The 23,164-nt window shown below is 49.4% G+C and carries 26 protein-coding genes; 9 read left to right on the top strand and 17 right to left on the bottom strand.

Features of this window, described 5'->3' with window-relative positions; genetic code table 11:
* Positions 1-66 precede the first annotated feature (66 nt).
* The 6 genes from AC6EMZ_RS17870 (at position 67) to AC6EMZ_RS17895 (ending at position 2,177) form a co-directional block, all read left to right on the top strand.
* Positions 67-345 (top strand): helix-turn-helix domain-containing protein, encoded by a 279-nt coding sequence (locus tag AC6EMZ_RS17870; protein WP_094117749.1) that lies wholly within the window; start codon positions 67-69, stop codon positions 343-345.
* 2 nt (positions 346-347) lie between these two features.
* Positions 348-875, top strand: a complete 528-nt coding sequence (locus AC6EMZ_RS17875; RefSeq protein ID WP_498404108.1) for a hypothetical protein — start codon at positions 348-350, stop codon at positions 873-875.
* Between the two features lie 13 nt (positions 876-888).
* Positions 889-1,248, top strand: coding sequence for an acyl-CoA dehydrogenase (locus tag AC6EMZ_RS17880; protein ID WP_498404109.1), 360 nt, complete (start codon positions 889-891; stop codon positions 1,246-1,248).
* 24 nt (positions 1,249-1,272) lie between these two features.
* Entirely contained in the window at positions 1,273-1,488 is a 216-nt protein-coding gene (locus tag AC6EMZ_RS17885; RefSeq protein WP_498404110.1) for a DNA translocase FtsK, read from the top strand.
* A 4-nt stretch (positions 1,489-1,492) separates the two neighbouring features.
* Entirely contained in the window at positions 1,493-1,885 is a 393-nt protein-coding gene (locus AC6EMZ_RS17890) for a hypothetical protein (protein WP_498404111.1), read from the top strand.
* A 64-nt stretch (positions 1,886-1,949) separates the two neighbouring features.
* Positions 1,950-2,177: a hypothetical protein gene (locus tag AC6EMZ_RS17895; protein WP_498404112.1), complete on the top strand. Its 228-nt coding sequence runs from the start codon at positions 1,950-1,952 to the stop codon at positions 2,175-2,177.
* Positions 2,178-2,615: 438 nt separating this feature from the next.
* Here the strand turns inward: AC6EMZ_RS17895 and AC6EMZ_RS17900 are convergent, their stop codons facing one another.
* The 4 genes from AC6EMZ_RS17900 to AC6EMZ_RS17915 form a co-directional block, all read right to left on the bottom strand.
* The gene (locus AC6EMZ_RS17900) at positions 2,616-3,398 is read right to left on the bottom strand and encodes a retron system putative HNH endonuclease (RefSeq protein ID WP_498404199.1); all 783 of its coding nucleotides are present in this window, start codon (positions 3,396-3,398) and stop codon (positions 2,616-2,618) included.
* Complete coding sequence (gene ptuA / locus AC6EMZ_RS17905; RefSeq protein WP_498404113.1) at positions 3,376-5,004, bottom strand: retron Ec78 anti-phage system effector ATPase PtuA; 1,629 nt, start codon at positions 5,002-5,004, stop codon at positions 3,376-3,378. The genes AC6EMZ_RS17900 and ptuA overlap by 23 nt, the downstream gene beginning before the upstream one ends.
* 1 nt (position 5,005) lies before the next feature.
* Positions 5,006-5,944, bottom strand: coding sequence for a retron St85 family RNA-directed DNA polymerase (locus AC6EMZ_RS17910; RefSeq protein WP_498404114.1), 939 nt, complete (start codon positions 5,942-5,944; stop codon positions 5,006-5,008).
* A gap of 677 nt (positions 5,945-6,621) precedes the next feature.
* Positions 6,622-7,902, bottom strand: a complete 1,281-nt coding sequence (locus AC6EMZ_RS17915) for a tyrosine-type recombinase/integrase (protein WP_498404115.1) — start codon at positions 7,900-7,902, stop codon at positions 6,622-6,624.
* Between the two features lie 233 nt (positions 7,903-8,135).
* Here AC6EMZ_RS17915 and mutS point away from each other — a divergent pair, with 233 nt between their 5' ends.
* The gene (gene mutS / locus AC6EMZ_RS17920) at positions 8,136-10,703 is read left to right on the top strand and encodes a DNA mismatch repair protein MutS (RefSeq protein WP_498404116.1); all 2,568 of its coding nucleotides are present in this window, start codon (positions 8,136-8,138) and stop codon (positions 10,701-10,703) included.
* A gap of 76 nt (positions 10,704-10,779) precedes the next feature.
* Here the strand turns inward: mutS and AC6EMZ_RS17925 are convergent, their stop codons facing one another.
* Positions 10,780-11,667 (bottom strand): LysR family transcriptional regulator, encoded by an 888-nt coding sequence (locus AC6EMZ_RS17925; RefSeq protein ID WP_498404117.1) that lies wholly within the window; start codon positions 11,665-11,667, stop codon positions 10,780-10,782.
* Positions 11,668-11,772: 105 nt separating this feature from the next.
* Between AC6EMZ_RS17925 and AC6EMZ_RS17930 the strand changes: the two genes are divergently transcribed.
* Together AC6EMZ_RS17930 and AC6EMZ_RS17935 are read left to right on the top strand one after the other, a co-directional pair.
* Positions 11,773-12,981, top strand: a complete 1,209-nt coding sequence (locus AC6EMZ_RS17930) for an MFS transporter (protein ID WP_498404118.1) — start codon at positions 11,773-11,775, stop codon at positions 12,979-12,981.
* Positions 12,978-13,355, top strand: a complete 378-nt coding sequence (locus AC6EMZ_RS17935) for a DUF4440 domain-containing protein (RefSeq protein ID WP_498404119.1) — start codon at positions 12,978-12,980, stop codon at positions 13,353-13,355. Before AC6EMZ_RS17930 ends, AC6EMZ_RS17935 begins: the two co-directional genes overlap by 4 nt.
* A gap of 54 nt (positions 13,356-13,409) precedes the next feature.
* Here AC6EMZ_RS17935 and rpoS read toward each other — a convergent pair whose 3' ends face one another.
* From rpoS to cysD, 12 genes are all read right to left on the bottom strand, one after another.
* Positions 13,410-14,402 (bottom strand): RNA polymerase sigma factor RpoS, encoded by a 993-nt coding sequence (gene rpoS, locus AC6EMZ_RS17940; protein WP_498404120.1) that lies wholly within the window; start codon positions 14,400-14,402, stop codon positions 13,410-13,412.
* A 60-nt stretch (positions 14,403-14,462) separates the two neighbouring features.
* A complete protein-coding gene (gene nlpD / locus AC6EMZ_RS17945) occupies positions 14,463-15,587 on the bottom strand; it encodes a murein hydrolase activator NlpD (RefSeq protein ID WP_498404121.1) in 1,125 nt (374 codons plus the stop codon).
* A gap of 116 nt (positions 15,588-15,703) precedes the next feature.
* The gene (locus AC6EMZ_RS17950) at positions 15,704-16,330 is read right to left on the bottom strand and encodes a protein-L-isoaspartate(D-aspartate) O-methyltransferase (RefSeq protein ID WP_498404122.1); all 627 of its coding nucleotides are present in this window, start codon (positions 16,328-16,330) and stop codon (positions 15,704-15,706) included.
* Complete coding sequence (surE, locus tag AC6EMZ_RS17955) at positions 16,324-17,085, bottom strand: 5'/3'-nucleotidase SurE (RefSeq protein WP_498404123.1); 762 nt, start codon at positions 17,083-17,085, stop codon at positions 16,324-16,326. Before surE ends, AC6EMZ_RS17950 begins: the two co-directional genes overlap by 7 nt.
* The gene (gene truD, locus AC6EMZ_RS17960) at positions 17,066-18,115 is read right to left on the bottom strand and encodes a tRNA pseudouridine(13) synthase TruD (RefSeq protein ID WP_498404124.1); all 1,050 of its coding nucleotides are present in this window, start codon (positions 18,113-18,115) and stop codon (positions 17,066-17,068) included. The genes surE and truD overlap by 20 nt, the downstream gene beginning before the upstream one ends.
* Positions 18,112-18,591: a 2-C-methyl-D-erythritol 2,4-cyclodiphosphate synthase gene (gene ispF, locus AC6EMZ_RS17965; protein ID WP_498404125.1), complete on the bottom strand. Its 480-nt coding sequence runs from the start codon at positions 18,589-18,591 to the stop codon at positions 18,112-18,114. Before ispF ends, truD begins: the two co-directional genes overlap by 4 nt.
* Entirely contained in the window at positions 18,591-19,301 is a 711-nt protein-coding gene (gene ispD / locus AC6EMZ_RS17970; RefSeq protein ID WP_498404126.1) for a 2-C-methyl-D-erythritol 4-phosphate cytidylyltransferase, read from the bottom strand. Before ispD ends, ispF begins: the two co-directional genes overlap by 1 nt.
* 19 nt (positions 19,302-19,320) lie before the next feature.
* Positions 19,321-19,632, bottom strand: a complete 312-nt coding sequence (ftsB, locus tag AC6EMZ_RS17975; RefSeq protein ID WP_133631257.1) for a cell division protein FtsB — start codon at positions 19,630-19,632, stop codon at positions 19,321-19,323.
* 78 nt (positions 19,633-19,710) lie between these two features.
* Positions 19,711-20,034 carry a DUF3561 family protein gene (locus AC6EMZ_RS17980; protein ID WP_498404127.1) on the bottom strand — a complete coding sequence of 108 codons (324 nt, stop codon included), beginning with the start codon at positions 20,032-20,034 and terminating at the stop codon, positions 19,711-19,713.
* Positions 20,035-20,085: 51 nt separating this feature from the next.
* A complete protein-coding gene (gene cysC / locus AC6EMZ_RS17985; RefSeq protein WP_498404128.1) occupies positions 20,086-20,691 on the bottom strand; it encodes an adenylyl-sulfate kinase in 606 nt (201 codons plus the stop codon).
* A complete protein-coding gene (gene cysN, locus AC6EMZ_RS17990; RefSeq protein ID WP_498404129.1) occupies positions 20,691-22,118 on the bottom strand; it encodes a sulfate adenylyltransferase subunit CysN in 1,428 nt (475 codons plus the stop codon). Before cysN ends, cysC begins: the two co-directional genes overlap by 1 nt.
* A gap of 9 nt (positions 22,119-22,127) precedes the next feature.
* Positions 22,128-23,036: a sulfate adenylyltransferase subunit CysD gene (gene cysD / locus AC6EMZ_RS17995; RefSeq protein WP_498404130.1), complete on the bottom strand. Its 909-nt coding sequence runs from the start codon at positions 23,034-23,036 to the stop codon at positions 22,128-22,130.
* Positions 23,037-23,164 lie beyond the last annotated feature (128 nt).

A 23,164-nucleotide genomic window follows, 5' to 3' on the forward strand; every position in this document is an offset into this window, starting at 1 on the left:
GAGAACTTGATAAGTTCCTTTTATTCGCATTTAATATCCCTGTACTGATACAGAGGGGTTAACACTGTGAATAACCACGTAGCATCGCAAAAAAAGCGAACTAAAGGAAGGGCTAAGGACTGGCACAGGGCCGACATTGTGGCTGCACTACACAAGCGTGGATTAAGCCTGGCGCAGTTATCCCGCGATCAGGGATTAGGCTCCCGTACACTGAATAATGCCTTTAGTCAGCACTATCCGAAGGCCGAACGGTTGATAGCAGCGGCGTTGGGCATGGTGCCCGAGGAGATATGGCCCAGCCGTTATTTTGATAAACAACCTTCAATACACTCTGGCAAGGATTAGCCATGGCTACCACCATCACTTCGGTAACGAAAAGCTTTGAGTACTTCTTTCATTCCCTTTACCGCACTGAGTTTGTAAAAACACTACGCTTAAATGAGTGTAGTGAAAGGGAACTTCTACCACTGGTTCGTTGCTACCTTTTAGGCTGTTTCTCTGATGATGTTTCGCCAGAAGTGCAAGGAAAGCTCCCTGGCTCCATTACGGGGAACGGCTATATCGACTTTGTCATTGATGATGTGGCTGTTGAGTTCGCCGTCCGTAAACCCACCGCAGCCAAATCAACGGTATCCGCCACGGTTAATAGCACTGAAATGAAGAAATTGATGAAGTATGACGGCAAAGCATTGCTCGTACTGTTCGACTTCTCTACCACTCCCTATTCAGAAGGCCAGATTGATGCTTTCCGCGACTGGCCTTCTCTTGGCAAGGGCAATCATAAAAAGTCGGCGTTCAATGTAGCCTATTTTTATGTTGAAAAACGCAGACCGCTGACATTCGGGAAAATCACTAAAAACATTCGTATTAAATGACAAGGAATAAATCATGAAAATCGTCATTTTGGCCACCCTTCTGTTGAGTACATCAGCAATGGCAACCGCCGCAGAGTACGTCAAACCAAACGGTGCCTTAACCATGACAGCAGGCGGGAAAGATGTGGAATTCAGTATTAATGCAGCAAGTAAGGATGCTTCTGGTATCTGCAATATGGAAGGCTCAGCGCAATCTATTGGTGCCGGGAAAAACCAGAAACATCGCTGGCTTTATAACGATACGTCCAGCCAATGCGTCGCGGTTATCACTGAACAGAGCAACGGTAAAATTGCGGTAATGACCAAGGGATGTGAAGGTTATTGCGGTATGACTGCCGTGGGAGCGATGGATGGGATTTACCGGAAGAAGTAGCACGGAGAAACTGAGAGAAGGACAATGGGTAGACAAGAGCGGGATGATCTTAGCAATAAAATGGATGCAGCGCTTTACAACAAAACACTTCGGCTAATTATTCAGGAAGGGTTAACGGAAATTAACGTCAAAACCGTACAACTTCACTTCCGTGTGGGCTATAACCGCGCTGCACGAATAGTTGAACGCATACGCCTGGAAAGTGAACATTCTAAAAAAAACATTTTTAACAAGGATTGATAAAATGAAATCAAGATTGGTTTTATTATTTATATCTGCTGGCTTGCTAGTCGGCTGCGGAGATAGTACACCAAAATGTAATAGCGAAGAAGCTAAGAACCTTGTAATTGACATTGCACAGAAGCAGATCAATAAACAATTCGACCAACTCAGAAACTCACAACTATCCGGCATGGTGCCAAAGCATACAGATAGCCTCATGTTAAAAGTCATCAATATCAGGACAGTTAAACATGACTCATCCGTAGACGTTTATCAATGTTCTGCCAATCTGCAAATGACTATGTTGGATGATGAATCAAAACTTCCAAAAACAAACGAGATACCGATAACCTATAACATCCAGAAAACGGATGATAGTAATGGGCAATTTTATATAAACGTATCTGGCTTATAATCAAGTTAACATCAGGGTTCCTTTTGGGTGATGTAATTAATATTTTAACCCAAAAGGATATTCCATGAAAAAGGTCTTAGCTGTTATTGTTACCATTATCGCTGCTGCCACATTATGTTGGTTCCTCGAACTTAAGACAGCGAAAAAAGATGTAGCTCTGCCAATTGACACTCCCTTCATCATTACATCTAAATTGCCAGGGAAATGTAGGGTCACAGCTATATCAGCGGCCAGTGAAACTGATAAAAAACCGCTCATAGCATGTAAAGTGCAGTTACTCTCAGGGAACTAATACCACAATACTTCCTGAACACTTGCCGATATATGACCAGAAGCAAGTGCATCTACAAAGAGCTGAACATCGCCCGCAACCTTGCAATTAAGACGAAAAGTGCTACACCTATAACCTACGATAAATGCTGTCATTAGAGTTTTTAAAGCCATTAGCAATGTTAGCATATAAATTATCTAATAAAATGAATGTTTCTTATAAAAGAATGATTGACATTCTGAAAAATGAATCTTCACTAACAGAGAAAGAATATTTATTTCTATCAGCTATATTTAATACCGATGTTTGTTTATGGTGGAACCTACGTAATAATTATAATGATTGGGCATACTCTAAATATATTAATTTACGAGATTAATATCATGCACAGAATATTTTATTCATTGTTATTCAGAACGATTAAAAAGATGAGACCTGCGCATGTGAAATTTCCCGTTATTAATATCGTATCGTTCCGTCCAATAATCCTTGGCAAATTTTGCTTTCACGAATAATTATATCTCGTGTCATCTGAAAAAACTTAGGTTCACCTTGACTCCATTGCATCAGTAAATTATGCATTTTTCTTAAATCTTTTTCTCGTGCACACTTATTGAAGAGAAATAGCAATTTCATTCTGGCGTTATTTAGCCTGCTACAATTTAAATTTAAAACCTCTATTGTTTTATTAACAATGCCTAGTGTTTCTGCAGCAGGATTCCCATCTATACTAATGCTATTACAGTATGACTCATTAGGTAGCAATTTACCTGTACCTTTGTCAAAAACAAATAAATTGTGCGAATTTGGAAGCGTGAGGGGAAGGAGAATTTTCCCTGTCCAGTCTTTATCAATGACTTTATTTTTGTCTTCATAATGAGATTTATATGAATCGCAACTAAGGTTCACTGGTAATTGATAATCATCACCTTCGTTTGTACCACCAAGACATACAGCTAGGAGATTAGACCATTCTAAATGCCAGTTAATGCCACCTGGAAGTGAACCAGATTTAGATTTGAAATGCTCCACTTTTATTTCATGTTCATTTTCACAATCTAAATCTATCTCACAATACGCACAAAGGTACATTTGATCATTGCAAATGTGTTGCTTGAGCCTCTTATACAAAACACCTTGTTCATGATTCCTAAAATCATCCCAAGTTCCATTTGGATTCTGAGCTTTGAAGTTGATAAAGAATTGATCCTCCTGAGTTTTATTGATCCTTTTCAAAGTCATCCTCCCAAATTCTTTTTTCAATTTCAAGCTTTAACTCTACTAAGGTTTCATCATCCGGACCGAAATGTTGGGATAAAGTAGCACCTAGCTTTCTTGTGTAATCGCTAGCATATTCTTCTGAATATACTAAATCTTTATATTCTTTTAAGAGTTTCGTGTACTTATCATCTGGCGGCCTTTGAGCAACCTCAAACAAATTCTCCAATACCCAAGAAGATATGGCCCCTCGAACTCCTTTAGGTGCCTTAAACTTTTGGCCATTCTTTAATAACCATATATTTTGACTATCAATAGTATGACAAACCTGAGGACTATGAGTTGTAACTATAAACTGAATATTTTTAAAAGTTTTTTCAAGCCGCGGAATAATATTTTGCTGCCATGACGGGTGTAAGTGCAGATCTATTTCATCAATTAACACAACTCCAGTGCCATTTAATGGATTGACGCTATTTGGATTTAATAGTGTCAATCTACGAGCAATATCAGCAATTAGAGCTAGAATGGATTTTTCACCTTGCGATAATTGCAAAACACTTAAAGAAATGTTCTCTTTGTCCACAATCAGATCAAGAGGAGCTCTTTGAAGCTTAAGGTTACTAAATCCCGGCAGGAAAGAATAAATTGCATCTTCAACAGTATGTAATGTTTTACTATTGATTGAATAATAGCTATTTAATTTATCCTTTAAAACCTTCAAAGTATTGTTGTGATCTTCTAGCAACTTTTTAGTAGTCTGAGAATCCTTATTTTCTGCTAGTAGAGCTTTTAATAATGGATTGTCTAAGTCCTTTTCTTTAGCTCGTATTTCTGCTCTTAATGCTGTTATATCAGCATTATCAGAATTTTCAATTTCTATAAGTTCTTTAAACCATCTAAAGAATAATTTAAAATCAGCCCTTCCTGTCAAGCTCTTATTATATGCTTTGAATTTATCCCAAATTTGAGCTTCTTTAATTTCTGCTGAATTCTCAATATCTTTGGTTGAAACGTCATTAGCTCTTTCAACTGTATACATTGCAATTAAAGGAAATAAAGTGTTTTTATTTATTGAATTGGCTGTTTTGAAAATATTACCTAATTCATTAATCCCGCTATAGTTACTTTTTGCTCTATCCTCATAACCAGGTTCTGTCATAGCTATGGTCATAGGGAAAGGTACTCCCATATAGTCGTAATTTATTACGATCGAAGCATAGTTTTGACCTTTTTTTAACTCATGCTTTTCAATACTATCGCCATTATGTGAGCGAGTAGATAGTCTTGAGGAGAGATGTGTCATTCCCTTCTGAATTGCATCGAGAATCGTCGACTTCCCACAGCCATTATTCCCTACTAAAATTGTTGAGTTTTTTTTCAGTGAAAAATTCATTATAAGGGACTCAAACCCTTTATAGTTTTCCAAACGAATATCAGCAACTCTCAGTTGACCGCCCTCTAGCTGCTTTGCTGATAACTCTTTAAAATAATTAGACATTTTTTCATCTGGCTCAACTCCGTACTCATTTGAGCCAAATATCTTATAAAGCTGATAAGAAGTAGCAAAATCACCATTTTCCGATTTTTTAATTAATTTAGTTATTCTACTCGGTAAGTTCTGTTCCATTTCATCCGCCTTCAGAGTATTTCTTGATTGACTCAATTGTTGATTTTCCATATTTTTTTTCAAGTCTTTCAATGAAAGTAGGCTCAATATTATGAGCAAAACCGATTAAGCCTCTAAGGTGATTAGTATCAACACTAGAAAGCTTGCCTTCTTTAAACTTGAATACTAAGGAAGTAATGTATCTTTTTCTTTCCCTTCCTATTGATAATTTATTATTATTAGTTAAAGTTACTCCAGTGACATGACGGTTATGAGCTTTTGATGAATATACAATTTTGTTATTGTTAATTATAATTCGTGGGCCAAAAAAATGAAGTAAAGTTGATTTTACCTTTTGATGTGCCAATCCTAAAACATCTCTTTCATTTGTTGAAAAAGTTAAATCATCAGCATATCTTGAATAATTTATCTTATTTGATAAGCAAAAAGAGCTTATCTCCTCATCGAAGCTTCTCATAACAATATTCGATATAAAAGGAGAGCTTGGTGCTCCTACACTTAAAACTAATGCACCATTTTTTCTTTTTGTTCTATTCCAAAAACAAAATTGTTTTAATAAATTCTTATTGGTGTCTGAAATATCTAGCTTTTGTCTAGCTAATGCCTTAAATAAAAACTCCGGCGTTATTTTATTAAAAAAATTGACTAAGTCCAGCTTTAATAAATAAACTGAGTTTTGATGTATCTTAGCGTTATTTAATATATTCTTCCCATTAACATACGCTGTGGCTGCATCGTGAATATGAGCATGTTGTTTGAGTGTTTCAATTATATCCCTTTGTATTGCTTTTACTCTTGACGTAGGTTGAGCTATGATACGGTAGCCAACTGTACGCTTTGGGATTTTGTATACTTTGTAGTGCGTCGCTGGTCTAGATTTTAAAAGTGCCTCAAAATCAGGATAAGCTTTTTTAAGTGTCGTTTCAAAGTCGATGCTCATTACCAGCTTGTTCCGTTTACCAGTCAGTAACTAGTATCAAGAGATGAACAAGGGCTATTACTTCCCTGTTCATCCCGAGATCTAGGCTCTTTACTTGTAGCCGCGGAACAAACTTTTTGATCCGCAACCTACTGGATTGCGGCTCAAAAAGTTTGTTCCGCAACTGTAAATGTAATCAATAAATTAGAGTTTGGCGCAACGCCCAACTAGATTTAGCCAGTCATAGGGTAAATCCACAATACGCTAAAGAGCACCTATAGTTTACGCTTTCTTCCGAGAAACTTCAATTAATCTAATAAAAAGACAACTCCGAAAAAAACCTTTAAAAACAATACGTTGATCTTTGAATTACCGAATGCCATACAATTAAACTTATACTAGCTTTTGCTTTGTTGTACTAAGTTAGACAATTCTTGTTGCCACAATTCTGCCACACCTACAACGCTCAAAACTGCACATTAATGCAGAATAAAGCAAAACACTGCAACGATAACTTGCTGATTTTACGATAAAATATGGTACCGACAATAGAAGTCGAACCTACGACCTTCGCATTACGAATGCGAGCCAACTCGAAAATGAGTACACCTATGAGTACAAATAAAAATTAATTCTCACAAAATGATATAAATCAATACCATAGCAGCAATATCATGGTTCAACATCTAATCAGTAGTCTAAAGCAATTTATCCAAGTAATCCGCCCACACCTGCAACCACTTCCTGCACTCAGCATCATACTTATACAAGTTATAAATTCCCTCCACACCACCCCGTGTATGACCCAGCACAGCCTCTGCAACTTCATTTGGGCATTGCAAGCGCGACAGCCCTGTTCGCACAGTACGCCGTAGGTCGTGGGGCGTCCAATGAGGTATATCAAGCATTTGACCGCTTTCACGTAAACGCCATGAATTTTCGGTCAGGTACTTCTGTTGAATTGGCTTTTTGGTAGCCTGGGAAGAGAATAAATATTTATCAGAATTGAGACGTAAAACTTTAAGGAAGTCGATAGCCTGATCGGATAACTGGACATAACGCTCTACCCCAGTCTTGGTTTCTCGCAGATGTATAGTGCCCTTATCGAGATCAACATCCTCCCAGGCCATGTTGCAGATTTCACCTGTTCGGCACCCAGTCCAGAGCGTCAGCCGCAACACGTTTTTGATCGTTGGCGTATAAGCTGAGCCAGGAAGCCAATGGAGGAATTTAGCTAATTCTTTCTCACTCAGAATTCGAGTGCCGCGTTCACAGGTCAGTTTGATGTTGGTCTGGCGTAGACTGGATTTAGCTAACAGTGCTGGGTTAGCAAAGTTGTCATCGAAGCGCCCTAAGCCAATTGCAAATTCATAGGCAGAAGATAGTTCACGCAACAGATTTCCTGCCTGAACTTTGGCCCCGCGTTCAATGACTCCATTAACCAGTTCGACGATATCTTTACGGGTGATTTCTGCTGCAACACGCGCACCTAGTTTGGCAACTGCATCATTTTCCAATGTACGCCGCACCTCCTTTTGCCCTTTCTTTTCACGCGCTCCTGGAATGATTTTTCCGTCATTACTTTTACGGTCTTCTATCCGTTCAGTCAGGTACAGCTCAACCAACCCTTCAACTGTCAGCACTGCCGCTTTCGGTTTTTGACTCTCTTCTAATAATCGTTTTTTTTCATCTTTCAGTTCAGACGCAGGGCAGCGCCCTTCACTTCTGATCAGTTTGAGTTCTTGCAACTTCATGCGGGCCATTGCAAGCGAGGTTTGCGGGAAGCATCCAATTTTTACCTGTGACAGCTTATTGGTCACTGGGCTAGTATAGCGGTAGAAAAAGGACTTGATTCCAGAAGCGCCGCAAGTCACACGCAAGCCCCGGTTTTCACCCGTATCGGCTTTGTTTTTGTCCGTGGGCTTCATCATTTCGATAGCTTTGGATGACAAAGGTTTGCCTGCTGATTTATCCGTCATATAAGATCCATTTTATGGCTAACCACTTGACTTAATTAGGCTAAAATACAGCTTTTCTTACCAAGTGTAGGTTGTGCGTTTATTGAGTACAATTATACCATAACCTACATAACAACCTACACTTTGACCTACACTTACAAGCGGGTTTTGGTGATTTCTTATGAGACAACGTGATACTTAATGATAATAACTAAAATCACAATTAACTTTAAATTCAATGGAATAAGTAAATTATGTCTATGATTGACAATAAGAATTTAGATTCGCACACACCAATGATGCAGCAGTACCTGAAGCTCAAAGCTCAGCATCCTGAAATTCTGCTGTTCTATCGTATGGGCGATTTTTACGAACTCTTTTATGACGATGCGAAACGCGCATCGCAACTGCTCGACATCTCGTTGACCAAACGCGGCGCGTCGGCGGGCGAACCTATCCCGATGGCAGGCATCCCGCATCACGCCGTTGAAAACTATCTGGCGAAGTTGGTTAACCAGGGTGAGTCGGTAGCCATTTGCGAGCAAATTGGCGACCCGGCGACCTCAAAAGGCCCGGTTGAACGCAAAGTCGTTCGCATCGTCACGCCGGGCACCATCAGCGATGAAGCCCTGTTACAGGAGCGTCAGGATAACCTGCTGGCTGCCATCTGGCAGGACAGCAAAGGTTACGGCTATGCCACGCTGGATATCAGCTCCGGGCGTTTTCGCCTGAGTGAACCCGCTGACCGTGAAACCATGGCAGCGGAGCTACAGCGCACCAATCCTGCGGAACTGCTTTACGCAGAAGACTTCGCCGAGACGGCGTTAATTGAAGGCCGTCGCGGTCTGCGCCGTCGCCCGCTGTGGGAATTTGAAATTGATACCGCGCGCCAGCAGCTTAATCTGCAATTCGGCACGCGCGATCTGGTGGGCTTTGGCGTTGAAAATGCCCCGCGCGGCCTGTGTGCTGCCGGGTGCCTGCTGCAATACGTAAAAGATACTCAACGCACCACCCTGCCGCATATCCGCTCCATCACCATGGAACGCCAGCAGGACAGCATCATCATGGATGCCGCCACACGTCGTAATCTTGAGATCACGCAGAACCTGTCGGGTGGCGTAGAAAATACCCTCGCTTCCGTGCTCGACAGTACCGTCACGCCGATGGGTAGCCGCATGCTTAAACGCTGGCTGCATATGCCGGTTCGCGATACCGCCGTGCTGGTCAGCCGCCAGCAAACTATCGGTGCCTTGCAAGATCGTTATACTGAGTTGCAGCCCGTGCTGCGTCAGGTCGGCGATCTGGAGCGTATTCTGGCACGTCTCGCCCTGCGTACGGCGCGTCCACGCGATCTGGCGCGTATGCGCCATGCCTTCCAGCAGTTGCCGGAACTGCGTGCGCAATTGGCCGAAGTCGATAGCGCGCCGGTGCAGAAACTGCGCGAAACCATGGGTGAATTCACCGAACTGCGCGAGCTGCTGGAGCGCGCAGTTGTCGAAGGGCCACCGGTACTGGTACGCGATGGTGGCGTGATTGCGCCAGGCTATAACGAAGAGCTGGACGAATGGCGTGCGCTAGCCGACGGGGCAACGGATTACCTCGATAAACTGGAAATTCGTGAACGCGAGCGCCTGGGCCTCGATACGCTGAAAGTGGGCTATAACGCTATCCATGGCTATTACATTCAAATTAGCCGCGGTCAGAGCCACCACGCCCCTATTCACTATGTGCGTCGTCAAACGCTGAAAAACGCCGAGCGCTACATCATCCCTGAACTTAAGGAGTACGAAGACAAGGTCCTCACCTCCAAAGGGAAAGCGCTGGCGCTGGAAAAACAGCTGTACGAAGAGCTGTTTGACATGCTGATGCCACATCTGGCCGAGATGCAGTTGAGCGCAAGCGCGCTGGCCGAGCTGGATGTGCTGGTGAACCTGGCAGAGCGTGCTGATACGTTAAACTACCGTTGCCCGACCTTTATCGATAAGCCGGGGATCCGCATTACTGAAGGTCGCCACCCGGTTGTGGAGCAGGTTCTGCGCGATCCGTTTATCGCCAACCCGCTGAGCCTGTCGCCACAGCGCCGTATGCTGATTATTACCGGCCCCAACATGGGCGGTAAAAGTACCTACATGCGCCAGACGGCGCTGATTGCCCTGCTGGCGTACATCGGCAGCTACGTTCCGGCACAGCAGGTTGAAATCGGCCCGATCGATCGCATCTTTACTCGCGTCGGTGCCGCAGATGACCTGGCAAGTGGGCGCTCGACCTTTATGGTCGAGATGACCGAAACGGCCAATATTTTGCACAACGCCACGGAAAATAGCCTGGTGTTAATGGATGAGATTGGCCGCGGAACCTCCACGTATGATGGACTGTCACTGGCGTGGGCGTGTGCCGAAAGCCTGGCGAACAGAATCAAATCGCTGACCCTGTTCGCAACCCACTATTTCGAGCTAACCCAACTTCCCGAAAAAATGGATGGCGTGGCGAACGTCCATCTCGATGCACTGGAGCACGGCGATACCATCGCCTTCATGCATACCGTGCAGGATGGTGCCGCTAGTAAAAGTTACGGACTGGCCGTTGCCGCACTGGCTGGCGTGCCAAAAGAGGTTATCAAACGCGCGCGCCAGAAGCTGCGCGAACTAGAAAGCCTGTCGCCAAACGCTGCGGCGACACAGGTTGACGGCACGCAAATGTCGTTACTGGTGCCAGCAGAAGAAACGTCTCCTGCGGTTGAAGCCCTGGAAAATCTCGACCCGGATTCCCTGACGCCACGTCAGGCGCTGGAGTGGATTTATCGGTTGAAGAGTCTGGTGTAAAAATCATGCCCCTCTTCCAGTTAATGGCAGAGGGGCATAGTTAGCGTGTCCCGCCTACGTCAGCATACCGCGAGATCTATCCCATCTTCGCGCGCAGAAAATCGATAAACGTGCGCACTTTGGCCGGAACGTGCTTCGCATCAGGATAAACCGCAAAAACACCCTGTGCGGCAAAAGTATACTCAGGCAAAATACGGACCAGACGCCCCTGCGTCAGAGTTGACTGCACCTGCCATTCAGGCAGCAATGCCACTCCGCTTCCGGCGAGCGCAAACGCCATTAGCGCCTGTGCGCTGTCAGCAAATAAGCGGGCGGGCTGCGTTATCTCCAGCGTGGTGCGCTCCCCAACGGCATTTTCTACCTGCCAGCGCAGCGGTGCTGGCAGCCGGTCATGAACGATCCAGTCCGCTTTTGCGAGGGCATCCAGTGAGTCTATCGGGTTTTCCGCCAGCCACTTGGGGGCTGCCACGGGCAAAATGGCAAATTGAGAAATTCGTGCCGCGTGATAGCGGGAATCGGCCAGCGTCCCGAGCCTTATCGCCACGTCAAAACGTTCTGAAATTAAATCGGCATGATGCGAAGACGCAACGTGGCGCACGCGCAGCCCAGAGTGCATTCGGCTGAACTCCGCCAGCGCGGGAACCACAACCTGCGCCCCGTATTCCGGCGTTGAGGTTATACGCAGTTCACCGCTTAACCCCGCATGGCTTGCCCGAACCTCATCGTGCAGACGTTCTGCCGACTTCAGCAGCGCTACGCCGCGCTGATAGAAGACGCTGCCCGCCTCGGTGAGCGTCAGCCGACGTGTCGAACGCAGCAGCAGCGTCACTCCCAGCTCGTTTTCAAGCTGGCGGACGTTAAAGCTCACCACCGCCTTCGTCTGTCCTAAGGTTGCGGCCGCCGCGGTGAAACTGCCCGCCTCCACTACTGCCACAAAAAACGTCATTCGTTGCAAATTCAGCATCTGCTCGCCACCACTGTCAAAATTATTTTGACAGTATATCGCCTGCCCGCGCGTTTATTCGTCTTTGTTGCACAGATACATTACGGTCCTTAACGGAGAATAAAAATGACGTATCGCAACAAGGTCGCCGTGGTTTATCTGCTGGGATTTTTTTTGGATCTTATCAATATGTTTATCGCCAGCGTCGCCTTTCCGGCGATGTCGGTTGCCCTGAACGCCTCCGTGTCGGCACTGGCCTGGACCAGCAATGGCTACATCGCCGGACTGACACTGGTCATCCCTTTTAGCGCTCCGCTGACGCGCTATCTTGGCGCACGGCGGGTGATTATCGTGTCGCTTCTACTGTTTAGCGTCGCCGCGCTGGCGGCCGGATTGTCTGGATCGCTCGGTCAGTTGATCGCCTGGCGCGTCATTCAGGGCATCGGTGGAGGCTTGTTAATTCCGGTTGGACAGGCGCTCACCTGGCAGCAGTTTAAACCGCACGAGCGTGCCAGACTTTCGTCGGTGGTGATGCTGGTAGCGCTTCTCGCGCCAGCCTGCTCGCCGGGGCTGGGTGGGATACTGGTCCAGTCGCTGAGCTGGCGCTGGATCTTTTTTGCCACGCTTCCCGTCGCGGCGCTTGCGCTACTGCTGGCATGCCTGTGGCTCAAAAACGAAGCCAGCGAGCCGGGGCCCCGCCGATGGCTGCATCTGCCCCTGCTGGCCAATCCACTGCTGCGTTTTTCGATGATGGTTTATCTGTGCGTACCGGGAATGTTTATCGGGGTAAGCATAGTGGGGATGTTTTATCTTCAGAGCATTGCACATCTGTCACCAGCGGCGACGGGCGCGCTGATGATCCCCTGGTCGCTGGCCTCTTTTATCGCGATTACCGTCACCGGAAAATACTACAACCGCGTTGGTCCACGCCCGCTTATCGTCATCGGTTGCCTGCTTCAGGCCACCGGGATCGAGCTTCTGACCACCATTACCCCGGCTGCGTCAGAAGCCATGCTCGTCGCCCTCTTTGCCCTGATGGGCGCAGGTGGGAGCCTGTGTAGCAGCAGTGCGCAAAGCAGCGCGTTCCTCACCGTAGCTCATCGCGACATGCCCGACGCCAGCGCCTTATGGAATATGAATCGCCAGCTCAGCTTTCTTGTTGGCACTTCGTTTCTGGCGCTGCTGCTAAGTACGCTGCAAAGCGTACTTCCGTCGCCTGCTGCCTGGCAATGGACGTTTATGACCGCGAGCGTTATCACCCTGCTACCGGCAATCGGCGCGCTGCGCCTGAACACTCCGCAGATCCTTTCTTACCTTCATAAGGAACAACCATGAACCGTTTCACAGATGAAATCATGACGGCGCACGTCGCCATCGAAAGCTGGCTAGGTCAGGGTCAGGGCGATCTTCGTTCGCTGATGGCGCATTTTTGCGAAGATTTTACGATGATAACGCCAACCGGAGCGTGTCTGGATTACCCAACCCTGAGCGCGATTTTTCAGGCCCAGCGCGGCAGTCGTTCAGGACTGCATATTGTCGTCGATCGCATTGAACACATTGCGGAGTGGTCAGAAGGCGCGGTGCTTCGCTATCGGGAAACGCAGAGCATACCAGGCAAACTCACAACCGTTCGCTGGTCGACGGTCGTCCTGAAGCAGCACCGGGATAAAATCCTGTGGCGTCACCTGCACGAGACCGCGCAGGCGTAGCGCACAAAAGGAAAAGGCCAGTCTCTCGACTGGCCTTTTTTGATGAAATGATGATTACTCGCGGAACAGCGCTTCGATATTCAGCCCTTGTCCCTGCAGGATTTCACGCAGGCGACGCAAACCTTCAACCTGAATCTGACGAACACGTTCACGAGTCAGGCCAATTTCACGACCGACATCTTCCAGTGTTGCAGCTTCATACCCCAATAAACCGAAACGACGTGCCAGCACTTCACGCTGTTTAGCGTTCAGTTCGAACAGCCATTTGACGATGCTTTGTTTCATGTCATCGTCCTGCGTGGTGTCTTCCGGGCCGTTGTCTTTTTCATCGGCCAGGATGTCCAGCAGCGCTTTTTCGGAATCGCCACCCAGTGGGGTGTCAACCGAGGTAATGCGCTCGTTGAGACGCAGCATACGGCTTACGTCATCAACCGGTTTGTCCAGTTGCTCAGCAATCTCTTCTGCACTCGGCTCGTGGTCCAGTTTATGGGACAGTTCACGCGCCGTACGCAGATAAACATTCAACTCTTTGACGATGTGAATTGGCAAGCGGATCGTACGGGTTTGATTCATAATCGCCCGTTCGATGGTCTGACGAATCCACCACGTCGCGTATGTGGAGAAGCGGAACCCACGTTCAGGGTCAAACTTCTCTACCGCGCGGATCAGGCCTAAGTTGCCCTCTTCAATCAGGTCCAGCAGTGCCAGACCACGATTGCTATAACGACGGGCAATTTTCACAACCAAACGCAAGTTACTCTCAATCATGCGGCGGCGTGAGGCTACATCTCCACGCAATGCACGACGCGCGAAATAAACTTCTTCTTCGGCTGTTAACAGTGGGGAATAACCAATCTCCCCAAGGTAAAGCTGAGTCGCGTCAAGCACACGCTGTGTGGCGCCCTGCGATAACAGCTCTTCTTCAGCTAGATCGTTATCACTGGGTTCCTCTTCAACTAAGGCTTTTTCATCAAAAGACTCATTTCCGTTCTCATCAAATTCCGCATCTTCATTTAAATCATGAACTTTCAGCGTATTCTGACTCATAAGGTTGCTCCTACCCGTGATCCCTGGACGAAACACCCCGAAAAAATGTGTCTCGCCAAATTATCGCTGCGGCAAATACTGCAGCGGGTTTACGGATTTCCCCTTGTAACGAATTTCAAAATGCAAGCGTGTAGAACTGGTGCCGGAGCTACCCATGGTAGCTATTTTCTGCCCCGCCTTGATTTCTTGTTGTTCCCGGACCAGCATCGTATCGTTATGGGCGTAGGCACTCAGGTAATCATCGTTATGTTTTATGATAATAAGATTACCGTAACCGCGCAGAGCGTTACCGGCATATACAACGCGTCCATCTGCGGTCGCGACGATAGCCTGGCCTTTACTCCCTGCGATATCGATCCCTTTATTTCCCCCCTCGGAGGAAGAGAAGTTCTCGAATACCTTGCCGTCAGTTGGCCAGCGCCAGGTCGAGATAGGCGCACTGGAAGAAACACTGCTGGCAGTCGGTACGGTAGAGCTAACCACAGGTGCCGTAGTCGGTGCTGTGACGACAGTCGCAGACGCCTTATTATTCGGCAACATTTTGTTAGCACTCTGTTCACCTGAGTCTTCAGAATACGTAATTGTCGGTTGTGAAGCAACCACTGCGCTTGAATTTTGTGCAGGTTTAACGCTGTTATTTTGCGCAGTCACATCTGCCGCTGAAACCGAGTTGCCAGGCGTCAATGGCGTACCGGTCGCATTACCGACCTGGAGCGATTGGCCCACTTCCAGGCCATACGGGGCCTGAACGTTATTACGCTGTGCAAGGTCACGGAAATCGTTCCCGGTAATCCAGGCGATATAGAACAGCGTGTCTCCGCGCTGAACGGTATAAGTGCTGCCGCCGGTATAGCTCCCTTTAGGAATGTTCCCATACTTGCGGTTATAAACTATACGTCCATTTTCAGTCTGTACAGGTTGCGGCGCTGACTGAATCTGAGTCGGCTGCGCCACGGGGTGCTGAACCGGTTGAATCTGCGGAGTTTGTTGCGCCGTAGCCGTACCCATTTTGGGTGGAGGCGTGATCAACATTCCACTGGAAGTATTACCCGAACCGCTGTTACCGCCGACAGAACTCACCGGAGCAGGGGCGTTATTAGAATTTGAACAGCCTGCTAACCAAAGCGAAACCAGTGACAATGCCGCGACACGGCTGATGGTGAATTTTGGGCTTCCCGCGCTCATTTATCCCCCAGGAATGTGTTAACTACCAGTGACTTAATAATAACCGTAATGGCACGAACGGATTGCGCCTCACCATACGCTGAATTTTTCCGAATAACCCTGGAAAATTCCGAGTCTCAGGCCAGTTCTCCCTTAACGAGAGGCACAAAGCGTACGGCTTCTACGGTATCGATGATGAACTCGCCGCCCCGCCGACGAACACGCTTTAGTAGCTGCTGTTCATCGCCCACGGGCAAAACGAGAATGCCGCCGTCGTCCAGCTGCGATAAAAGTGCGGCTGGGATCTCAAGCGGTGCTGCGGTCACGATAATGGCGTCAAACGGGGCTCGTGCTTGCCAGCCCTGCCATCCATCACCATGACGTGTCGAAACATTGTGTAAATCAAGCTGCTTAAGACGGCGACGCGCCTGCCACTGCAAACCCTTGATGCGCTCAACCGAGCACACATGATGCACCAGATGCGCCAGAATGGCAGTCTGATACCCCGAACCGGTGCCAATCTCCAGCACCCGAGATTCCGGGGTAAGTTCAAGCAGTTCCGTCATGCGCGCAACCATATAAGGCTGCGAAATCGTCTGACCCTGACCTATCGGTAACGCTACGTTTTCCCACGCTTTGTGTTCAAACGCCTCATCCACAAATTTCTCACGAGGTACCTGCGAGATAGCCTCCAGCACACGCTCGTCGGCGATGCCTTGAGTGCGTAATTGGTTCAGAAGAGCTTGTACACGTTTACTTACCATTGCGTGTTCACTCCGGCGCGTTCCAGCCAGCCTGACACCACATCTTGCGCGTTATACGCGGTTAAATCTACGTGCAGTGGCGTGACGGAAACATACCCCTCATCCACGGCTGCAAAATCAGTATCCGGGCCGGCGTCACATTGTTCGCCAGGTGGACCAATCCAGTAAAGCGTGTTGCCGCGCGGATCCTGCTGCGGGATCACCTGGTCTGCCGGATGGCGGCTACCGCAACGCGTCACGCGAATGCCTTTGATCTCGTCAAGTGGGAGATCGGGCACGTTGATATTCAGAATACGCCCGGTGCGAAGGGGCTCACGGCCTAACGCACGGAGAATAGAACAGGTCACCGCCGCTGCCGTGTCGTAATGCTTATGCCCGTTTAGCGAAACCGCCAGCGCAGGGAACCCCAGATGGCGTCCCTCCATTGCCGCTGCCACGGTGCCAGAATAAATCACATCATCGCCAAGATTAGGGCCCGCATTAATACCTGACACCACGACATCCGGTCGCGGACGCATCAGTGCGTTGACGCCCAGAAACACGCAGTCGGTCGGCGTGCCCATCTGTACCGAGATATCGCCATTATCGAGCGTAAAAGTACGAAGTGACGACTCCAGGGTTAACGAGTTGGACGCCCCGCTGCGGTTGCGATCGGGAGCAACGACCTGCACCTCGGCAAATTCGCGCAGGTGTCTAGCCAGCGTCTGAATACCAGGCGCATGGATCCCATCATCGTTACTCAGCAATATTCGCATAGTCACCCGAAGTGTTGATAAGTTCCCTGACAACGCTGGTGGCAAAGCTACCTGCCGGTAGCCAGAAGCGTAACTCGACGGTGACGTCGTCCCACCAGTTCCAGCTAAGCTGTTGCGGGTAGAGCAGCATCGCGCGGCGTGCCGCTTCGACTTTTTCCCGCACCAGCAATGTTTGTAATTCTGTTGCATCCGCAACGGCCGCTTGTTCAGATTCAAGCGCTTGACCCTGCGGGCCCCACTCTCCCGTACCGGGGAGGGCGGCGGTGATCAGCAGCGTTTTGTCATCGACACGCGTTTGCAGATCGGTCATTTCTTCGGCTGTTGCCACAAACCAGCTGCCGCGTCCCGCTAATTGTAGCGCATCGCCGACAACAACTTGATTAGCGTCCGTTTTTTTCAGTCGTTCGCTCACAATCTGATTAAACAACGCGCTGCGGGCTGCCGACAACCAAAAACTGCGTTTATTCCTGTCGCGCACGGGCGCACCACTTTGCGCCCAGCGCAGCGCACCCAGCAGATTACTGCCGCCAATACCAAAACGCTGCGAACCGAAGTAGTTCGGCACGCCTTGTTCGTTAATCGCCGCCAGACGCTGTTCTACGTCGTCACGATTTGTCACTTGACGCAAAATCAGCGTAAAAGCGTTACCTTTCAAAGCCCCCAGGCGCAGCTTGCGCTTATGGCGGGCGTACTCAAGTACCTTACAGCCCTCAAGCTCAAATTTGCTTAAATCAGGCATAACATTGCCAGGCACTCGGGCACACAGCCACTGTTCGGTGACCGCATGTTTGTCTTTCTGCCCAGCAAAGCTGACTTCACGAGCATGAATCTTCAGGAATTTTGCCAGTGCATCAGCCACAAATCGAGTGTTGCAGCCGCTTTTGAGGATTTTAACCAGAACGTGCTCGCCCTCACCATCCGGCTCGAAACCCAAATCTTCCACCACCACAAAATCTTCGGGATTGGCTTTTAACTGCCCCGTAGCCTTCGGTTTACCGTGCAAATAGGTCAGCTCATCAAACGCTATCATTTGACCGCCTTTACCAGCAGCGCCACCGCTTCACAGGCGATGCCTTCACCACGCCCGGTAAAGCCAAGCTTCTCGGTGGTGGTGGCTTTGACGTTCACATCGTCCATATGGCAGCCCAAATCCTCTGCAATAAACACGCGCATCTGCGGGATGTGCGGCAGCATTTTCGGTGCTTGCGCAATAATAGTGACATCCACGTTACCCAGGGTAAAACCTTTAGCCTGAATACGTCGCCAGGCTTCGCGCAGCAGTTCGCGGCTGTCCGCGCCCTTAAAGGCGGGATCGGTATCCGGGAACAGTTTGCCGATATCGCCAAGAGCCGCTGCGCCAAGCAAGGCGTCCGTTAAGGCATGTAGGGCAACATCGCCATCAGAGTGAGCCAGCAGCCCCTTCTCAAAGGGAATGCGCACGCCGCCAATGATAATCGGGCCTACGCCACCAAAGGCGTGTACGTCAAAACCATGTCCAATTCGCATTATGCGTTCTCCTGATGGGTCGTACGGGTAAGATAAAATTCCGCGAGCTGTAAATCTTCCGGGCGCGTCACTTTGATATTATCAGCGCGCCCTTCCACAAGCTCAGGATGGAAACCGCAATATTCCAGCGCCGACGCTTCGTCAGTGATGGTAGCGCCTTCGTTGAGCGCACGGGTTAAGCAGTCGTGGAGCAGTTCGCGGGGGAAAAATTGTGGCGTGAGCGCGTGCCATAAGTCTACGCGTTCTACGGTATGGGCAATGTTATGCAGTCCGGGCTCTGCGCGTTTCATGGTGTCGCGCACTGGCGTCGCCAGAATGCCACCGACACGACTGGTTTCACTAATAGCTAATAATCGCGCAAGATCGCCCTGATGCAAACACGGACGCGCGGCATCGTGCACCAGCACCCACTGCGCATCACCCGCGGCACGAATACCCGCCAGCACCGAATCAGCACGCTCTGAACCACCATCAACGACGGTAATCTGCGGATGATGAGCAAGCGGTAATGCGGCAAAGCGGGCATCGCCAGGACTGATAGCGATAACGACACGCGTCACCCGTGGGTTCGCCAGAAGCGCCGCCACGGAGTGTTCAAGGATCGTTTTATCGCCAATTGAGAGGTATTGTTTCGGACACTCTGTCTGCATGCGCCGACCAAAGCCTGCGGCCGGTACCACGGCGCATACATTCGAAAAAGTCACTGCCATGTCGTAATCCTGGGCCTGATTATCGATTATTTTGTGCTGAGCCCTGGTTGCGTTTAGACGCATCCGGCACCAGACGATAAAAGGTTTCGCCCGGTTTAGTCATACTAAGTTCATTGCGTGCGCGTTCCTCAATCGCTTCCTGGCCGCCATTGAGGTCGTCAATTTCGGCAAAGAGTTGATCGTTTCGCGCTTTAAGTTTTGCATTCGTTGCTTGCTGTGCCGTGACATCGTCGTTAACACGACCGTAGTCGTGAAGACCATTCTTACCGAACCACAGCGAATACTGAAGCCAGACCAGCAAAGCCAGCAACAGTAGCGTTAATTTACCCATCCAGCCCCCTGAAAATCGGCATCATCATCCCATAACTTTCCGCTGGACTCTACTCTGGGGTTTCAATTATGTATGAACTTAGCCCATCAACCAGAAAAACAGCAGGCCAAATATCACAACAACGGTGGCAATGGTGGTAATCGTGCTGTAAAGCAGCCTGCCATTGAGCAACGAATGCAGCGCAATGCCGACCACGACAGCCACAGGCATCAACGCGAGGAAGAAAGGCCAGGTGTAGAGGAAGAAAAATAGCGTGTTGCGGCCATAGATCAGAAAAGGAATACCGAGCGCCAGCAACCACGAGACGAAGCCGACCGCGGCCCCAGGGAGTGACCAGGTCGTTTCGTCATTGGTCGATAACGTTTCCGACCCGGTGATAATGTAGTTCTGACTGTTGCGCATAGCGAATCCTGTGGCCGATGACTACCGGATACCTTCATATCCGATACCGTCTCAGGATCTGATAATATCGTCCTGTCGGAGCAGGTCTAATAATTGGCTTACTAAATTTGTTACCAATTGTTGACCATCAAGATGAATTTCAGCCGATTCAGGCGCTTCGTAAACGGCGTCGATTCCGGTGAAATTCTTCAGCTCTCCGGCTCGCGCCTTTTTATACAGCCCTTTCGGGTCACGCGTTTCGCACACCGCCAGTGGCGTATCAATAAACACTTCGATAAAACGGTCATTACCGACGCGTTCGCGCACCATCTGACGCTCAGCGCGGTGCGGTGAGATAAAAGCAGTCAGCACCATCAGACCCGCATCGGCCATCAGGCTGGCGACTTCACCTACGCGGCGAATGTTTTCTTTGCGATCGTCATCGCTAAAACCCAGATCGCTGCACAGGCCATGACGTACATTATCGCCATCCAGCAGATACGTACTGACGCCCTGCTGATGCAACGCCTCTTCCAGCGCCCCGGCAACGGTAGATTTACCCGAGCCAGAAAGCCCGGTAAACCACAGCACAACCCCACGGTGACCGTGGAGTTGCTCGCGCTGAGCGACCGTGACCGGATGAGGATGCCAGACGACGTTCTCATCGTGCTGAGCCATTACTTGCCTCCCAGCAGATCGCGCGCGCCCCAGTGCGGGAAGTGCTTGCGAACCAGTGCATTCAGTTCCAGCTCAAACGCGCTGAATTCAGACGCGACGGCCGTTTTCTGTTCGTGCGGTTCTCGCACCATGCCAGCGCCCACGGTGACGTTGGTCAGTCTGTCGATAAAGATAAGGCCACCGGTCACTGGATTTTGCTGATATCTGTCCAGCACCAGCGGTTCGTCAAAGGTGAAATCCACCAGACCGATGCCGTTCAGCGGCAGTTCATTGACGCTATGCTGGGCCAGATTGTTGATGTCCACCTGATACTGAACGCCGTCTACACGGGCACGGGTTTTCTTACCCGCAACTTTAATGTCGTAGCTCTGACCGGCGGTCAGCGGTTGTTCCGCCATCCACACTACGTCCAGCGAGGCGCTTTGTACGGCTGGCACACTCTCCTGGGCATCAAGCAGCAAATCGCCACGGCTGATATCGATTTCGTCTTTCAGCACCAGCGTGACCGCCTCACCAGCGCCCGCTTCCTGGAGGTCGCCGTCAAAGGTGACAATGCGGGTAATGGCTGATTCCACGCCGGACGGCAGCACCTTAATGCGCTGTCCCACCTTCACAACGCCAGAGGCAATTGTGCCGGAGAAACCCCGGAAATCGAGGTTCGGGCGATTCACATACTGCACCGGGAAACGCATCGGCTGACGTTCTACCACGCGCTGAATTTCTACCGTTTCCAGCACTTCGAGCAGCGTTGGGCCGCTGTACCACGGCATGTTCGCACTCTGAGAAGCGACATTATCGCCCTCCAGCGCCGAAAGCGGTACGAAGCGGATATCCAAATTACCCGGGAGTTGCTCGGCAAAGGTCAGGTAGCTCTGGCGAATCGCTTCGAAGGCGTCTTCGCTGAAGTTCACCAGATCCATTTTATTGACCGCAACGACCAGATGCTTTATCCCCAACAGCGTGGAGATAAAGCTGTGGCGACGCGTTTGATCCAGTACACCTTTGCGCGCATCCATCAACAGGATCGCCAGCTCGCAGGTCGAGGCACCGGTTGCCATGTTGCGGGTGTACTGCTCATGGCCTGGGGTATCGGCAATAATAAACTTACGCTTCTCGGTGGAGAAATAGCGGTACGCCACGTCGATAGTAATGCCCTGTTCGCGCTCGGCCTGTAGGCCGTCCACCAGCAACGCCAGATCGAGTTTTTCGCCCTGCGTACCGTGACGCTTGCTGTCGTTATGCAAGGAAGAGAGCTGGTCTTCGTAAATCTGGCGCGTGTCGTGCAACAGACGGCCGATAAGCGTGCTTTTACCGTCATCGACGCTGCCGCAGGTCAGAAAACGCAGCAAGCTTTTGTGCTGCTGGGCGTGCAGATAAGCTTCGACGCCGCCTTCATCAGCAATTTGTTGTGCAATAGTGGTGTTCATGGCGGCTCCTTAGAAATAACCCTGGCGTTTCTTCAGCTCCATCGAGCCTGCCTGATCGCGGTCGATCACCCGCCCCTGTCGCTCGCTGGTGGTGGAGACCAGCATCTCTTCGATGATCTCCGGCAGCGTCTGCGCAGTAGATTCCACCGCGCCGGTGAGCGGCCAGCAGCCCAGAGTACGGAAACGCACCATCTGTTTTTTGATGACCTCACCCGGTTGCAAGTCAATGCGATCGTCGTCGATCATCATCAACATGCCGTCACGCTCCAGCACCGGGCGTTCTGCCGCCAGATACAGTGGAACAATGTCGATATTTTCGAGATAGATGTACTGCCAGATATCCAGCTCGGTCCAGTTGGAGAGCGGGAAAACGCGGATGCTTTCGCCTTTGTTAATCTGGCCGTTGTAGTTGTGCCACAGCTCAGGACGCTGGTTTTTTGGGTCCCAGCGGTGGAAGCGATCGCGGAAGGAGTAAATACGCTCTTTCGCGCGAGATTTTTCTTCGTCCCGACGCGCGCCACCAAACGCGGCGTCAAAGCCGTACTTGTTCAGCGCCTGCTTCAACCCTTCGGTTTTCATAATGTCAGTATGCTTACCGCTGCCATGTACGAACGGGTTAATGCCCATCGCCACCCCTTCCGGGTTTTTATGCACCAGCAGCTCGCAGCCGTATGCCTTCGCAGTACGATCGCGGAATTCATACATCTCGCGGAATTTCCAGCCGGTATCGACGTGCAACAGCGGGAATGGCAACGTACCTGGGTAAAACGCTTTACGCGCCAGATGCAGCATCACGCTGGAGTCTTTCCCGATGGAGTACATCATCACAGGGTTAGAAAATTCGGCAGCCACCTCGCGGATGATATGAATGCTTTCTGCTTCGAGTTGCCGCAGGTGGGTAAGTCGTTTTTGGTCCATAACCGTTCCTTATTCTCCCGCCACATTGAGGGCGGGCATGGGGGCATTTTTGGCGAGATGTTCGCGATGTGACACCTCACTAACAAACAGGAATAGTGGGACTATAGGGGCGAGCGTAGAGCGAATGA

Source organism: Enterobacter sp. SCRI0065, assembly GCF_059766475.1.

Coding starts and splice junctions, on each gene's coding strand:
- surE (WP_498404123.1), bottom strand. CDS start 17,085: ATGCGAATATTGCTGAGTAACGATGATGGGATCCATGCGCCTGGTATT.
- AC6EMZ_RS17885 (WP_498404110.1), top strand. CDS start 1,273: ATGGGTAGACAAGAGCGGGATGATCTTAGCAATAAAATGGATGCAGCG.
- AC6EMZ_RS17980 (WP_498404127.1), bottom strand. CDS start 20,034: ATGCGCAACAGTCAGAACTACATTATCACCGGGTCGGAAACGTTATCG.
- cysD (WP_498404130.1), bottom strand. CDS start 23,036: ATGGACCAAAAACGACTTACCCACCTGCGGCAACTCGAAGCAGAAAGC.
- AC6EMZ_RS17930 (WP_498404118.1), top strand. CDS start 11,773: ATGACGTATCGCAACAAGGTCGCCGTGGTTTATCTGCTGGGATTTTTT.
- AC6EMZ_RS17925 (WP_498404117.1), bottom strand. CDS start 11,667: ATGCTGAATTTGCAACGAATGACGTTTTTTGTGGCAGTAGTGGAGGCG.
- ispF (WP_498404125.1), bottom strand. CDS start 18,591: ATGCGAATTGGACATGGTTTTGACGTACACGCCTTTGGTGGCGTAGGC.
- AC6EMZ_RS17895 (WP_498404112.1), top strand. CDS start 1,950: ATGAAAAAGGTCTTAGCTGTTATTGTTACCATTATCGCTGCTGCCACA.
- AC6EMZ_RS17935 (WP_498404119.1), top strand. CDS start 12,978: ATGAACCGTTTCACAGATGAAATCATGACGGCGCACGTCGCCATCGAA.
- AC6EMZ_RS17950 (WP_498404122.1), bottom strand. CDS start 16,330: ATGGTAAGTAAACGTGTACAAGCTCTTCTGAACCAATTACGCACTCAA.
- cysC (WP_498404128.1), bottom strand. CDS start 20,691: ATGGCTCAGCACGATGAGAACGTCGTCTGGCATCCTCATCCGGTCACG.
- AC6EMZ_RS17910 (WP_498404114.1), bottom strand. CDS start 5,944: ATGAGCATCGACTTTGAAACGACACTTAAAAAAGCTTATCCTGATTTT.
- AC6EMZ_RS17890 (WP_498404111.1), top strand. CDS start 1,493: ATGAAATCAAGATTGGTTTTATTATTTATATCTGCTGGCTTGCTAGTC.
- cysN (WP_498404129.1), bottom strand. CDS start 22,118: ATGAACACCACTATTGCACAACAAATTGCTGATGAAGGCGGCGTCGAA.
- mutS (WP_498404116.1), top strand. CDS start 8,136: ATGTCTATGATTGACAATAAGAATTTAGATTCGCACACACCAATGATG.
- nlpD (WP_498404121.1), bottom strand. CDS start 15,587: ATGAGCGCGGGAAGCCCAAAATTCACCATCAGCCGTGTCGCGGCATTG.
- AC6EMZ_RS17875 (WP_498404108.1), top strand. CDS start 348: ATGGCTACCACCATCACTTCGGTAACGAAAAGCTTTGAGTACTTCTTT.
- ptuA (WP_498404113.1), bottom strand. CDS start 5,004: ATGGAACAGAACTTACCGAGTAGAATAACTAAATTAATTAAAAAATCG.
- ftsB (WP_133631257.1), bottom strand. CDS start 19,632: ATGGGTAAATTAACGCTACTGTTGCTGGCTTTGCTGGTCTGGCTTCAG.
- ispD (WP_498404126.1), bottom strand. CDS start 19,301: ATGGCAGTGACTTTTTCGAATGTATGCGCCGTGGTACCGGCCGCAGGC.
- AC6EMZ_RS17880 (WP_498404109.1), top strand. CDS start 889: ATGAAAATCGTCATTTTGGCCACCCTTCTGTTGAGTACATCAGCAATG.
- AC6EMZ_RS17915 (WP_498404115.1), bottom strand. CDS start 7,902: ATGACGGATAAATCAGCAGGCAAACCTTTGTCATCCAAAGCTATCGAA.
- truD (WP_498404124.1), bottom strand. CDS start 18,115: ATGATAGCGTTTGATGAGCTGACCTATTTGCACGGTAAACCGAAGGCT.
- AC6EMZ_RS17900 (WP_498404199.1), bottom strand. CDS start 3,398: ATGACTTTGAAAAGGATCAATAAAACTCAGGAGGATCAATTCTTTATC.
- rpoS (WP_498404120.1), bottom strand. CDS start 14,402: ATGAGTCAGAATACGCTGAAAGTTCATGATTTAAATGAAGATGCGGAA.